Consider the following 14,721-nt stretch of genomic DNA (forward strand, 5'->3'; position numbering starts at 1 on the left):
GAGTGATGTGTTGTGAAAATAAAGCTGCCCTTGCACTAATGCGGTTTATTTTGTGTGTGGGGGGCATGAAAATAATACGCATAGTGAAATTTTGTTAGTCATTGCCTGTGATGAAATTTTATGCTTTTAATTGCATTCGGTGATAAAAAATCATATGTGAGGGGAGTGGCGAGATGTCATTTGTTTATGAAAGTATTGGCGCGGATGTGGCGAATGCTGTTCGCTGGGAAACGCACCCTGAATATCAAAATTCGTGGAAGGCTCATCCAGATGCCTGGGTAATAGATCGCGAACTTGATGTTTTTATTTGGCGTATTAAAGGGCGTATGCCTGAATGGCCCAATCAAATTTTTGGGGCGTGCTGGAAGGGGGATGGGAATGTTAGAGCTGAAGTAATTGAGACTCTAAAGGTAACTCCAGATACGGAAGGAAAATTATGCGATGTTTTTTGGGATGTTATAAGTATCAGTCTTCCAACGTTACTTGAGCCAGAGCGCGCTCTGATTGAACGTGCTTTTAAAGATGCACTAGAGGCTCTTTCAAAGCACCGCAGCGGTATCGCGAATGTGCAGGTATCTATTCGCTGATTGGTTTTCTTATTTAACTCTTATGCTGCGGTGAACTGAATGGCTGGCTTTTCCTTGTCTATTGCGTTAAATTATTTAAAATATCAGTCAATTCACCCGCGAGCGAAAGGGGACAGATTATTTTTAGAGCGGCGCACCATGAAAATAAATCTGCCCCCCTTTTTCCTAGGATGGCATATTAAAAAGCCGTTTCTTTTTATTTTTTCGCGTTCGTTATGGCAATACGTATTTGCCTGCCAATCTGGAGCAGAGTTATGTCGATAGCACAACCTTTACTGGATCAGAAACGCCTTGCTCACGCAAAAGAAATAATCCGACTTTATGGTGAGCAAATCCCTGCAGAAGCACAAAAAGCCATTCTTGAACAAAAAATCATACTTGGCATGTCACCTTATGAAGCAAAAACAGCAGCGGGGTCTTACTATTTTAAAATTGAAGCCGACTCATCGATTTGGCCTCCGAACAGTGACCCTAACCTTGTCATAGCCAAACAAGCGACTCATCCTGACAATAGCAAAATCTGGCTTACTTTTGAAACTTCCACGCAATTTCCTGGCGGCGAACTTACTAAATTCACTGTGCACTTTGAAAAAGGCCGGGCGTCAAAAATTGAAAAAGAATCGGTAGCTAATAAATGAAAATCTGGCCCTTGAGATTTCGTCGAATAGTTTTAGGGGTAGCTGCCTTATTACCACCTTTTAATGCAAGCTCCTCCCCATTAGATCTGAGTGCTCTTTCAGAAAAACTTCCAAATATCACAATCCCATTCAGCCTGGCGGAAAAGGGAATTATTTTCACCACCATTCTTGATGCTGGCGCCAAAACTTACACGTACACTTTTTATCTAAATTTCTTGATAAAAAACGACTCAAAAGAATTACAGCGCATTACGACATTACTCGGATTGAAAGATCCAAAAAATGGTGGAACTTATAAGGATGCGAACGACCAACTTGTTGAAATTAGAACAGGAATCCCCATTGATCTCAGGCTCACCATCAGCCGTCTTGATGGTGAAAGTGAAGTTCTCGTCTACGATAAGAAATTCCATCAACTGTGGAGCTTGGGAGGTAACAATTCTAGCATTTTAAAAGCCATTGACCGCGTCAAGCTAGAGCCCGCACGCTACAGAGTACGCTTGGAACCATTGGCCGCAGTTAGTGAACTTTCTGAAACACCTATAAATTTTCAAATTGGCCTTCCTGGCAAGCATTGAGAGCAACTCTTTCGGCTAAAACATAATACTTTCTAAATGTTTGATACTAAGGGATTTGGTATGGCAACTCAAACTTTGACGGTTGTAACCGCTCACGGCGGGACTGAAGCAGATGGCAGTAGCTCTCTCGTAGGACATATGTACTACGTGTTAACTGATAGCGACGGAACACAGCACAGCTTTGGATTTTCCCCGGTGGTTGAGCATTCAATGTATGGCCCAGGGGCTGTCGGTACGGACGACAACACAAAATATGGCAATTTAACCTACTCATCGAATACAGTTAATATTACCCCAGAACAATATACTACTCTAGAAAACTTCGGAACGCCTGGCGCCCCAGGCTATTTGAACGGATTTTCTTCAAACCCATCAAACCCAAACTACAACATCTTAACCAATAGTTGCATTGACTTTACCTGGGCTGCTTTGAGCACGATTGGAATTCAAGAGCCAATCCATATTCCTGGCACCCTTCTTCTACCCACTTGGAACGCAGAATCCGTACAAAGTGCGTTAACTTCATTTCAACCTCAGTCAAATACTGGAGTTTCTGCCAATCCTCAGTCAGTGGATACTTATGACGATAGTGGGAATTTGATTTCCTCGACCACAAGTGATGCTAGCGGGAACATTTTATCTACTTCAACTTATACTTATGGCGCTGATGGCGACTCAGTATTAATTGCGACAAAAAATGCTGCAGGCGCGATTGCCCAGTCTACAACTGAATTAATCAACCTAAATACGGGGGATGCTCAATCTGATACGGTGACCTACAACCCCGTTAATGCAGCCACTTTGAATGAAGCAGAGACTTCGTGGAACGGCACAACTATTGATGTCAACATCTCTGATCAGGGCGCTGTTGTCGGTATTAGTGATACTGCTGTCACCCTCACCCCGAATGCTCAGGCAAATATCACGGGCACTGGAAATACCTTCACGATTGATAATGGTGCAAGTCTGGTGTCCCAGGCACCTGACGGCACTTCGGGTTCTCAACAAGGTAATCAATTCACCCTGTCGAGCGGCGCTACTCTCATTGATGACGAAGGCAGCAGAACTGTCGCCGACACTATTACGCAAACACCCGGTTCTACAGGCGCGAATGTTACGTTGGACGGCGGTGTTGCTACCACGGAGCTCAACGGTGCCACCATCACCACCAAAGATGGCACCACCCTGACAGTCGTGGGTAATAACAACTGCGTGGATGGCAACTGCACCGTTGCGATTGATGGCGACGGCAATCAATTCACGTTGCACGCAGGCGATATCGCCAGCATCAATGGTAACGACAATACAACAAAAGCGATTGGAGACGGTGCACAGCTCAGTGTGGCTGGGGAAAACAATAGCGTTGATGCCACCAATGGCATCATTATTTTGGCCGATGGTACAAGCGTAACGCTGACTGGCGATGACAATCAGCTCTCGGTGGGAAGCGATGTGGTCGCTACCCTCGTAGGCACTAGCAACATTGCCACTCTCACTGGGTCGGGTAACACGATCACGGTTGGGGCCGATGCCACGGTGACGATGACAGGCACCAGTAACAACGACAGCATCACTATGGGCGCTAACGGTGCAGTCAGCATTGCGAATGGCGATCAGGGCGAAGTGGTGAACCTCGCAAACGGCACTGTCAATCTGGGGGCGAATGACACGGGCGTGAACATCGTCGGCGCAAGCGACAGCGTCAACGTGAGTGGCACGGGCGATACGTTTTCGGCGTCGAGCGACACAATCAATCTGACCGGCACAGGGCTGTCGGTAAATACCTCCGGCAGCAACGACAGCGTCACCGGCGGGGCCGGCGACACCGTCACTACCCAGGGCAGCGGAGAAAATATCACGCTGGGCACTGGTAGCACCCTGGATGTGGCGAGCGGCTCCGCCACGGTCACACTCAGCGGCGGTACGGTCACTGCTGCCGTCGGCAGTCAAGTCACGCTCATCGGCAGCAGCGATCTGATCAGCGGCAGCGGCGCGACGGTCAATATTGCGGATAGTGGCGATACGGTCAGCGCATCAAGCGATACGATCAATCTGAATGGCACAGGGCTTACGGTGAATGCCACCGGCAGCAATGACACTTTCATCAGTACGAGTAACTCCCACGGCGATACAATTGATGTGACGGGCACGGGGGGCACGCTTGATATCAGTGGTGCGACGATCACGGTCGCCGCCGGTAGCCAAGTGACCATTGACGGTAGTAACAACATTGTCAATGCTGCGGGAAATGACACTATCTCGTTCATCGGCAGTGACAATAACCTTACAGGCGGAGTCGACGACACCGTTACGACTCTGGACACCAGCGCCACACTTAATGATCTTGCCACTGCTGCTGTAGCCACTTACGGTGGAGCCGGCGCTCCCGTCATGGGCAGTCAATGGGCGCTTGTCAATGCTGCTCCCACTGGCACCACTCTCGCGAGAGATATGAGGGCATATGATTTTTCTGGCCAAACCTATGTCAACACTCAAACCGGCGAGGTCATCATTGCCGATCGTGGTGCTATCGATAATGTACAAGATATTCTTTCCGCTACCGATATTGCTCTGGGTACGGCAAATGGCGCGCAACAGGTAGCGAATGATTACGCCGTGGCGGCACTGGCTGCGGCACAAACTAAACTGGGCTTGTCTGGGGTGGATATCAGTGCTATCTACACAACGGGCGATTCTCTGGGCGGCACAGAGTCTCAAGCGCAAGCCGCATTGTTAAGTACCGCCACCGATCCAGAGGGCACGCCGTTGCTTCCCTCGGATGTCAAAATTACTAACGTATCTTTCGATGCTCCTGGGATTGCTGGGTTATCGATTACCGGTGACAGTAGCAAATACACGAGCTACGATTTTTCAGCACAAGGTGATCTGCTTAACTTGTCCGGCGGTAGTAATTTGGCGGGGACAACCGATGTCTCTTTAGCGGTTGGACCCTCTATGTGGGCAACCGAAGGGAAGATCGGGCTGGGTGATGCATTCATCGTGGACGGTCTATCTACTACGTTGGACGCGCGTTCCAGCGTTGTATTGGCAAATGACTTGTCAGGAACTGTTCTGGGGCAGATGCAACTGAGCCAACTGGGAGGAATGTCTGCCTCACAGATGCAAGAAGCATTCGGCGTAAATCAGGCCAATACCACTGTCTATGACGCTGCGGGTTATGATCAAAATGGGTACAACGCAGACGGTTACAGTATTTACGGCATCAATCAGAACGGTGACATTGACCCCTCCATTGCCGCCCAAGGTGGGCAGACAAATACGGATACGTTGAGTGACGGCTCCAAAGTGACGGTTGTCATTGCCGAGGATGGGGCAACGACAGAGACTTTGAATAACGCGGACGGTACGATTAATACCTATGTCAGTAACACATCGGGAGAAATCGTAAAGGCGGTTACACAAAGTCTAGATGGTACTACTCTTGTGCAATCAATTGATCCCGTCACAGGAGCTATTACGCAAGATGTTACAACTGGAGGTGGTGTTCTCAAAGAAAGTGCCATCATCCAAGAAAACCAAGACGGAAGCGCTAATGCGACATCGATCACATATTCCCCTTCGGGACAGCAAAGTATCGTCGAGTTAGATCAAAGAGCTGCCAATGGTAGTAGTACGGAGACGAATACCACTTATAGCAATGGCGTAGAGCAGCAGCAAGTCGTTATCAATAATAACGCGACTGAGCAAGATACGAGTGTCTTGGTGGCGGGGAGCGGCGGGCTAGTTGGTTTCAATGATGCCTCGATCACACTGGCTGCAGGTGCTCAGCTAAATGTCGCTGGCACCGGAAATGTTATCACGATGGGTAATGGTGGAACTGTAAGCAGCCAGTCACCTGACGGCACCTCGGATTCACAACAAAGTAATCAGTTTATCTTATCGAACAATGCAACCCTCTTTGATGCCGACTCCAACTCCGCTCACGCCGACATCATTACACAAGTAGTCGGCTCTACTGGAGATAATGTAACACTGGGGGTCGGCATCGCAACTGCGGAACTGAGCGAAGCCACCATTACTACCCAAAAGGGCACAACTCTGACGGTCCAGGGCGACAATAATTTTGTGGTTGGCAACTCTACTGTCGCGATTGATGGTGATGGCAACCAATTCACCTTTCACGCGGGCAATATCGCCAGTATCAACGGTAACGACAATACAGCAACAGCCGTCGGGGACGGGGCAAAGCTTAGCGTAGCTGGGACGAACAATAGCGTTGATGCCACCGATGGCATCGTTACCTTGTCCGATGGCGCAAATACGACACTGGCCGGTGATGACAATCAGCTCACGACAGGAAATGATGTGGTTGCCACCCTCACAGGGTCAGGCACCATGGTCGCGGCTGGTAATGATGCCTCGTTGATTGTAACAAGTACCAGCAATAACGACAGCATCACCATGGGGGGCAATGGCGCGGTCAGCATCGAGAATGGTGATCAGGGGGAAGTGGTGAACCTCGCGAACGGTACTGTCAATCTGGGGGCGAATGACACCGGCGTGAATATTGTCGGTGTAAACGACAGCGTCAACGTGAGCGGAACTGGCGATAAGTTTTCGGCGTCGAGCGACACGATCACTCTAAGTGGCACAGGGCTTACAGTAAATGCCACGGGCGACGGCAACATTATCAACGCTGCGGGAAATGACAATCTCTCGCTTACCGGCAGTGACAACAGCGTTACAGGTGGGGTCGGCGACACGATTACCACCCAGGGCAGCGGAGAAAATATCACGCTGGGCACTGGCGGCATCCTGGATGTGGCAAGCGGCTTTGCTACCGCCACGCTCAGTAGCGGTACTGTCACGGCTTCCGTCGGCACTCAAGTCACGCTCAACGGTGGCAACGATACGATCAGCGGTAGCGGCGCGACGGTCAATCTTGAGAGTAGTGGCGATACGGTCAGCGCATCAAATGACACGATCAATCTGGGGGGTACTGGGCTGGCCGTAACGGCCTCCGGTAACAACGACATCGTCACAGGCGGGACCGGCGACACAGTTACCACCCAGGGCAGCGGAGAAAATATCACGCTGGGAACTGGAAGCACCCTGGATGTGACAAGCGGCTCTGCCATCGCCACACTCAGCGGTGGCGTGGTCACTGCTGCCTCTGGCAGTCAAGTCACGCTCAACGGCAGCAACGATACGATCAGTGGTTTCGACGCGACGGTCAATCTTGAAAATAGTGGCGATACGGTCAGCGCGTCATATGACACGATCAATCTGGGGGGTACTGGGCTGGTCGTAACGGCCTCCGGTAACAACGACTACGTCACAGGTGGGATCGGCGACAGCGTTACCACTCAGGGCAGCGGAGAATATGTCACGCTGGGCACTGGTAGTACCCTGGATGTGGCAAGCGGCTTCACCATCGCCACCCTCAGTGGCGGGGCGGTCACTGCTGCCGTCGGCAGTCAAGTCACGCTCAGCGGCGGCAGCGATACGATCAGTGGCAGCGGTGCGACGGTCAATCTTGAGAGTAGTGGCGATACAGTCAGTGCATCGGGCGACACGATCAATCTGGGTGGCACAGGTCTGGCCGTCACGGCCACCGGCAACAACGACAGTGTCACAGGCGGGACCGGTGACACGATCACCACCCAGGGCAGTGGAGAAACTATCACGCTGGGGACTGGCAGCACCCTGGATGTGGCAAGCGGCTCCGCCACCGCCACGCTCAGTAGCGGTGCAGTCACTGCTGCCGCCGGCAGTGAAGTCACGCTCAGCGGTGGCAGCGATACGATCAGTGGCAGCGGTGCGACAGTCAATCTTGAGAGTAGTGGCGATACGGTCAGCGCATCAGGTGACACGATCAATCTGAATGGCACAGGGCTTGCGCTGAATGCCACCGGCGACAGTAACGTTATCAATGTTGCGGGAAATGACAGTATCTCGTTTATCGGCAGTGACAACAGCCTTACAGGAGGGATCGACGACAGGGTTACCACTCAAGGCAGCGGAGAAACTATCACGCTGGGCATTGGCAGTACTCTGGATGTGGCAAGTGGTTCCGCCACCGTCACGCTCAGCAGCGGTATGGTCACTGCTGATGTCGGCAGTCAAGTCACGCTCAGTGGCGGCAACGATCTGATTAGCGGCAGCGGCGCGACGGTCGATATTGCGGATAGTGGCGATACAGTCAGCGCATCAGGCGATACGATCAATCTGAATGGCACAGGGCTGATCATGATTGCCTCCGGCAACAACGACAGCGTTATAGGTGGGATTGACGACGACGTCATCAGCCATGGTAGCGGAGAAACTATCACGCTGGGGACTGGCAGCTCTTTGGCTTTGGTGAGCGGCTCCGCCACCGCCACGCTCAGCGAGGGTGAGGTCAGTGCTTACGTTGGCAGTCAAGTTACGCTCAGCGGCGGCAGTGATCTGATCATCGGCAGCGGCGCGACGGTCAATATTGCGGATAGTGGCGATACGGTCAGCTCATCAGGTGACACGATCAATCTGAATGGCACGGGGCTGTCGGTGAATGCCATCGGTAACAACGACAGCGTCACAGGCGGGATCGACGACACGGTTACGATCCAAGGCCGGGGAGAAAATATCACGCTGGGCACTGGCGGTTCTCTGGATGTGTCGGGCGGCTCCGCCACCGCCACGCTAAGTGACGGTGCAGTCACTGCTGCCGCAGGCAGTCAAATCACGCTCAGCGGCGGCAGCGATACGATCAGTGGCAGCGGTGCGACGGTCAATCTTGAGAGTAGTGGCGATACAGTCAGTGCATCGGGCGACACGATCAATCTGGGTGGCACAGGTCTGGCCGTCACGGCCACCGGCAACAACGACAGTGTCACAGGCGGGATCGGTGACACTGTCACCACCAAGGGCAGTGGAGAAACTATCACGCTGGGCACTGGCAGTACCCTGGATGTGGCAAGCGGCTCCGCCATCGCCACACTCAGTAGCGGTGCAGTCATGGCTGCTGCTGGCAGTCAAGTCACGCTCAACGGTGGTAGCGATACCATCAGCGGCAGTGGTGCGACGGTCAATATTGAGAATAGTGGCGACACGGTCAGCGCATCAGGTGACACCATCAATCTGGGTGGCACAGGGCTGTCGGTGGATGCCACCGGCAACAACGACAGCGTCACAGGCGGGGCCGGCGACACCGTCACCACTCAGGGCAGCGGAGAAAATGTCACGCTGGGGGTTGGCAGCACCCTGGACGTGGCAAGCGGCTCTGCCACCGTCACGCTTAGTAGCGGCGCGCTCACCGCTGCCGCCGGCAGTCAAGTCACGCTCAGTGGCGGTAGCGATACCATCAGTGGCAGCGGCGCGACGGTCAATCTTGAGAGTAGTGGCGATACTGTCAACGCATCAGGTGACACGATCAATCTGAATGGCACAGGGCTTACGGTGAACGCCACCGGCAACAATGACATTTTCAGCAGTGCGAGTGGTTCCCACGGCGATACGATTGATATAGCGGGTACAGGTGTCACGCTTGATATCAGTGGTGCGACGATCACAGTTGCCGCCGGTAGCCAAGTGACCATCGACGGTAGCAACGACATTATCAATGCCGTGGGCAATGACAATATCTCGTTCATCGGCAGTGACAACAGCCTTGTAGGCGGGATCGACGACGTCGTCACGACTCAGGGTACCGACGAAAATATCACGCTGGGCACTGGCAGTTCTCTGGATGTTGAGAGTGGCTCAGTCACGGCAGATCTCAGCAGTAGTACTTTCGTAGTCGGCGCAGGCAGTCAGGCCACCCTCACCGGTTCAGGCGATACCATCACGGATGGGGCCAATACCGCACTGACCCTCGACGGCGCAAGCAACAGCGACATTGTCACAATGGGCGCTGGTGGCACAGTAAGCATCGCGAGCAACGACCAGGGTGAGGTGATCTACGCGAGCGGCAGCACCGTTTCGCTTGGGAATAACACCACGACTACAGTCGTTGGTAACAACGACCAGGTCGATGGTGGTACTGGCAATACGGTATCGGTGGTAGGAAACGATACGGTCCAGGGCACGAACGATCTGCTGTACCTTGCCGGCAACGAAACCCTGACCACCAGCGGCGCCGGCATGACGGTTGAAACCAATGCGAACGATGTCATCGTCGGTTCTGGCGATACCGTCAATGTGGGCGGTAATTTGGCGGCGGGTCAATCCGCAGGCGTTACCACGATGGTGGGAAGTAACGATCTTATCGATGCGACGGGTAGAACGGTCGCGGTGCAGGGCAACGACACGGTCCAGGGCGCGAACGATCTGCTGTACCTCGGTGGCAACGACACCCTGACCACCGGCGGTGCCGGCATGACAGTTGAAACCAATGCGAATGATGTCGTTGTTGGCTCTGGCGATACCGTCAATGTGGGTGGCAATTTGGCGGCGGGTCAATCCGCAGGCGTTACCACGATGGTGGGAAGTAACGATCTTATCGATGCGACGGGCAGCACAGTCTCGGTGCAGGGCAACGACACGGTCCAGGGCGCGAACGATCTGCTGTACCTCGGTGGCAACAACACCCTGACCACCAGCGGTTCCGGCATGACAGTTGAAACCAATGCGAACGACGTCATCGTCGGTTCTGGCGATACCGTCAATGTGGGCGGTAATTTGGCCGCGGGTCAATCCGCAGGCGTTACCACGCTGGTGGGAAGTAACGATCTTATCGATGCGACGGGCAGCACAGTCGCGGTGCAGGGCAACGACACGGTCCAGGGCAAGAACGATCTGCTGTACCTCGGTGGCAACGACACCCTGACCACCAGCGGTACCGGCATGACGGTCGAGACCAATGCGAACGATGTCATCGTTGGTTCTGGCGATACCGTCAATGTGGGCGGCAATTTGGCTGCGGGTCAATCCGCGGGCGTGACCACGATGGTGGGAAGTAACGATCTCATCGATGCGAAAGGCGACGTTATCGATATGAGTGCAGGCGACTCTGGAGACAGCATCGTCGGCAGTGGTGACAGCATCAACGTGAACGGAAGTGCCAGCTTCTCGGCTACGAATGACAGCATCGTCGTCGGCTCCGGCGCGAGCCTTAGCCTATCGGGTGGCAACGATAGCGTAACCCTAGGGGGGACGGGTGATTACCTCGGGCTTCTCGGAGGCACTTACTCGGTGAGTGGCACGGGCGATTCGATCAGCACTTCGGGCGGCACGAGCGTTAACCTATCCGGTGGCAACGATAGCGTCGCCCTGGGGGGAACGGGTGATTACCTCGGGTTGCTCGGAGGCACTTACTCGGTGAGTGGTTCGGGCGATACGATTGATACTTTGGCGAATACTTACATCAGTGCATCAGGCAACAATGACGCCTTCAATATGGGGGTCGACTCTGGGGTAACCGCTAACGGCAGCGGTGATACGCTGAACGGACTAGGCGTCACTGGCGGAGATACCTATGATATCAACAGCGGTGGGGATATCTCTGGGGGAGGTTATTATGGAGGTGGCGATCCGGGAGGTTATTATGGAGGTGGTGATCCAGGAGGTTATTATGGAGGCTACTACGGCTTCGCTGGTAGTAAAGCCACAACATTGTCCACGACCGGCAGCAACATCGGTTCCATCGCCCAGTACGATTTGAGCCAGGGTCATCAGGCAGCCGCAAACGCTGCGGAAAAAGGATTACAACAATCCATCGACATGTCGACCGCTGTACCGACTAGCGGCAGTGGATCGGCTGTGTTCGATGGTGCCAAGTTCGACCAACAGGTCGTCACCTGGAGCCTTGCAGATAGCTCGGGAACGCAGGCTGCCCCCTTCTCTGGCTACATGGGCAGCGCCGAGGAGTCTGTCGTACAAGCGGCCTTCAGCACTTGGGCCAGCGCCGCATCGGGAGTGACCTTCGAAGAAGTTTCCGACTCCGCACAATCGGATATCCGCGTCGGTTTTGGTGATTTCAATACAGCGACTACGGGTGTTGTTGGCTACACCAGCTACCAGGCCGATGACGGCCAGATAGCGCCCAACGCCATCATCCGGGTGGAAGATCCAACAGAGAACGAGCTGACAACAGGAGCCGATGGGCAACAGACCTACGCCGGCACCGATGCCACGCTGTCCCAAGTGCTGCTGCATGAGATCGGTCATGTGTTGGGGCTGGGAAACAACGCCGATCAAAACTCGGTGATGAACTACCAGCTTACAGCCAACAACCGAACGCTGGATCGTACGGACCTGATCGGTATCGGCTCGCTCTATGGCGCCGGAGCAAGCAGCGCGTCAGTCGGCAGCACTGGCATAAACCAGTTGATTCAGGCCATGTCCACCTTCAATGCGGATGCCGGGGTTGCCGATACCACCTTGCTGCCGCCTGCCTTGGCGAACGACAACGTGACCTTGAGCGCTTCCTCACACGCAGCCTGATTGCGCCAATCCACATCATTTCCATCAAAGCGATAGAGGCTCCTGGCTGCGAGTAGCAGCCAAGAGCTTCGCTTATCAGCATACGACGCTTGCAGCTTGTGACACTTGAAGGCCGCAAGCGCCTAGGGAGACTCCTTGGCTACTCAATTTCATGCGATATCCGGTTTGCCGCGCTCGGGGTCGACACTGTTGTCGGCGCTGTTGCGCCAGAACCCACGATTTTCGGCGGCGATGACCAGCCCGGTTGCCGTGTTGGTCGGCTCCGTGCATAAGAAAATGTGCGGTGGCGAGTTCGGTGGTTTTTTTGATGACAGCAAGCGTGCAACGATCCTGCGCGCGGTCGTCGAGTCCTACTACGCCGATAAAACCCGCACCTTGCCCGACAACCCGGTGGTGTTCGATACCAACCGTACATGGACGGGGCGAGCAGCGTTATGGGGAGCGATGTATCCCCAGTCACGCATCATCTGTTGTGTCCGCGACGTCGGCTGGATCATCGACAGCGTAGAGCGAATGCTCGCCAAGAACCCTTTGCAGCTGTCGCGCATGTTCAACTTTCAGCCGGGAGCTTCGGTCTATGCCCGGGCGGAAATCCTGATGAATTCGGACACCGGCCTGATTGGATTGGCCTGGAGCACGCTGCGCGAAGCCTGGTTTGGCGAGCAGGCGAAACGCTTGATCCTGGTGCCTTACGATCATCTGGTCAAAGAACCACAGCGTACCTTGGCTCGGTTATATGCCGAACTGGGCGAACCCTTGTTTGAGCACGACATGCAAAACGTGGTGTATGACGAGCCGGATTATGATGCCCACCTGGGCATGCCCGGCTTACATGCCGTACGCAAAAATGTCGAATTCCAGGCCCGTAAACTCTGCATCCCGCCGGACATCTTTGCTCGATATTCAACGACCGGCTTTTGGAACAATGCCGAACTCAACACGCATGGTGTGACGATTCTGTGAGCGTGATGGGTTCAGAAAGCATGCTGAAAATTCGTAAAGCGCTGTCGTTCAATCTGGGCGCGTGCATCACTTTTCTTATCGGAACGGGCTCGGCGTTTGCCAGTGGGTTCGGCCCTGCCGATCCACTGCGTCAATTTGATAGCGTCCCAGCCACTGCAGCCAATCACATGTTCGATTCGGCGCCGGCGGCAGACGGTTGCGTGGACAACTCGAAGGTGGATCTGAGCCTGCTGGACATCGTCTCCAGTGCCTTGTGCCACAACCCCAAGACCCGGGAAGCCTGGGCCAATGTCAAGGTCCAAACCGCCCAGGTCGGTGTCGCCAAGGCGGCTTACCTGCCCACCTTGAACGGTACATTGCAAGAGGCGAAGGACAGTACGACCAGTCATGGCACCTCGGCCAATCCCTTTGTCGTCCAGTCCGATAGTCGTTACCAGAATGCCGCGCTGACCTTGAATTGGGTGCTCTACGACTTCGGCGCCCGCTCGGCGAGCCTTGATGCTGCCCAGAGCAAGCTCGCATCCGCGTTGGCCGGGCAAGACAGTGCCTTGGAGACGGTCTTTGCCAGCACGGTCAAGGACTACTATGCCGCCCTCGTTGCGCAGAAGGACAGGCAAGCCACGCAACAGATCGAAGCCGATGCGAAACACGTATTGGACGCGGCCACGCTCCGGGTGCGCCATGGCGTGGCGGCGGTCAGCGATCAGCTACAGGCCCAGACGTCTTATTTCCAGGCTACCTTCAACCGCAACAAGGCGGAGGGCGACTGGAAGACCGCGTTGGGGCAGGTGGCTATCGATATGGGACGACGGCCCAATCTGCCCTTGCGTCTGCTAGGGGCGGATGATGTGGCTCCGCCTGGCACGGCGTTTGAGCAGTCCATCGACGAGTTGCTGAAAACCGCCCAGCAGCGGCATCCCTCGTTGATTGCGGCACGTGCGGAACTGGCGGCGGCGCAGGCGAATGAAGACATGATCAGTGCGCAGGGACGGCCCACCATCAGCTTTGTCGGCAAATACAGCTACGACAATCAACCACAGAGTTCCGGTGTCGGTCAGCAGTTTTTAGGCGAGACCGTCCGGGATCGCTCCATGGCGATTCAGGTCAACATACCGCTCTTCGAGGGCTTTACCCGGACCTATCAGGTGCGTGGTGCGCAGGCACAAGTCGAAGGCAAGGAAGCCGCCTTGAGCGATGCCGAGCTGCAAGTGGCGTCCAGTGTCTGGTCGGACTATCAGACCTTGAAAGTCGGCACTGAAAATGTGCGGACCAGCCAGGAGATTCTCGACAGTGCCAACCAGGCCTTCGATGCGGCGCAGGCGCGCTACACCAAAGGGGTGACGGGCATCCTTGAGTTGATCACGACCCAGACGGCATTAGCCAACGCCCAGCAGCAACAGATCAGCGCTTTGGCGGGGTGGCAGAACGCACGAATCCAACTGGCATCGAGCTTGGGCAGCCTGGATTTGAGGAGCCTGTATCCGGCGCCATGAAGCCGAGGACCTAGAAAACCATACGACTAAGAAGCTATGCGGATGCGGCCGTCTCCATGCTTATTTTTTTGCTGGTGCA

At 54.4% G+C, this 14,721-nt stretch carries 6 protein-coding genes; all 6 read left to right on the forward strand.

Going from position 1 to position 14,721, the window contains the following annotated elements; genetic code table 11:
- The first annotated feature begins 173 nt into the window (after positions 1 to 173).
- The 6 genes from AC07VG_RS26410 (at position 174) to AC07VG_RS26435 (ending at position 14,642) form a co-directional block, all read left to right on the forward strand.
- Positions 174 to 587 (forward strand): hypothetical protein, encoded by a 414-nt coding sequence (locus AC07VG_RS26410; RefSeq protein WP_495022167.1) that lies wholly within the window; start codon positions 174 to 176, stop codon positions 585 to 587.
- Between the two features lie 254 nt (positions 588 to 841).
- Positions 842 to 1,225 carry a hypothetical protein gene (locus AC07VG_RS26415; protein WP_495022168.1) on the forward strand — a complete coding sequence of 128 codons (384 nt, stop codon included), beginning with the start codon at positions 842 to 844 and terminating at the stop codon, positions 1,223 to 1,225.
- Positions 1,222 to 1,803, forward strand: a complete 582-nt coding sequence (locus AC07VG_RS26420) for a DUF5625 family protein (RefSeq protein WP_495022169.1) — start codon at positions 1,222 to 1,224, stop codon at positions 1,801 to 1,803. Before AC07VG_RS26415 ends, AC07VG_RS26420 begins: the two co-directional genes overlap by 4 nt.
- Before the next feature lie 60 nt (positions 1,804 to 1,863).
- A complete protein-coding gene (locus AC07VG_RS26425; RefSeq protein WP_495022170.1) occupies positions 1,864 to 12,186 on the forward strand; it encodes a matrixin family metalloprotease in 10,323 nt (3,440 codons plus the stop codon).
- A 135-nt stretch (positions 12,187 to 12,321) separates the two neighbouring features.
- On the forward strand, positions 12,322 to 13,149 hold the full coding sequence (locus tag AC07VG_RS26430; protein WP_495022171.1) for a sulfotransferase family protein: 828 nt from the start codon (positions 12,322 to 12,324) through the stop codon (positions 13,147 to 13,149).
- A gap of 167 nt (positions 13,150 to 13,316) precedes the next feature.
- Positions 13,317 to 14,642 carry a TolC family protein gene (locus AC07VG_RS26435; protein WP_495022172.1) on the forward strand — a complete coding sequence of 442 codons (1,326 nt, stop codon included), beginning with the start codon at positions 13,317 to 13,319 and terminating at the stop codon, positions 14,640 to 14,642.
- Positions 14,643 to 14,721: the final 79 nt, after the last annotated feature.

This window comes from Pseudomonas sp. GW821-FHT03C07 (assembly GCF_059420925.1).